This window comes from Streptomyces katrae (assembly GCF_000966975.1).
Taxonomy (GTDB): domain Bacteria; phylum Actinomycetota; class Actinomycetes; order Streptomycetales; family Streptomycetaceae; genus Streptomyces; species Streptomyces katrae.
On the sequence record NZ_JZWV01001736.1, the window covers coordinates 1 to 269 of the forward strand.

General features: G+C 70.6%; 1 protein-coding gene. It reads right to left on the reverse strand.

Features of this window, described 5'->3' with window-relative positions; translation table 11 throughout:
* Positions 1-269: beta-ketoacyl synthase N-terminal-like domain-containing protein (locus VR44_RS40375; protein WP_045952682.1), on the reverse strand; the 269-nt coding region annotated here is incomplete at both ends.

The window sequence follows — 269 nt, forward strand, 5'->3', positions numbered from 1 at the left end:
GGGCCCTCCAGCCCGAACAGGTACGAGACGCGGCCCGAGGCGACGCTGCCGCTGCTGGCGGTGCCACGGAAACCCTCGAGTTCCTGGGGGATCGAGGAGAGGCGCGTCAGGTAGTCGCGGTACATCAGCCCGGCGAAGACGCCCGTACGGGACCCCTTCATCGCCTTCGGGTCGATCCCGGCCCGCTCGAAGGCCTCCCAGGTGGCTTGGAGCAGCAGCCGCTGCTGCGGGTCCATCGCGAGGGCCTCGCGCGGGGAGATCCCGAAGAA